Raw genomic sequence first — 230 nt, 5'->3', positions numbered from 1 at the left:
AATAGTGGAGAACCTGTACTGCATTTTAGCGCCGGCTGCCTTCAGCTGGCGTATGCAATCCACGCCGGTAGCGCCGGGCAGCGCAATATCCATGATCACCAGGACGGGCGGGTTGGCTAACAGGCCTTTACCCGCTGCTTCTGCATGATCGTATACAGAGAGGCAGCTGAAGCCTGGCGTCTGGTTCACCAGGAAGCGCAAGCCTTCGCGTATTTCCGTAATGTCTTCCA

General features: G+C 56.5%; 1 protein-coding gene. It reads right to left on the bottom strand.

Annotated elements, in window-relative coordinates:
• On the bottom strand, positions 1–230 hold a 230-nt coding region (locus tag KVT36_RS32440), incomplete at both ends, for a hypothetical protein (protein WP_217607542.1).

The organism is Chitinophaga sp. GbtcB8 (genome assembly GCF_019091455.1).
Lineage (GTDB): Bacteria > Bacteroidota > Bacteroidia > Chitinophagales > Chitinophagaceae > Chitinophaga.
This window is presented reverse-complemented; position numbering and strand designations above follow the sequence as displayed.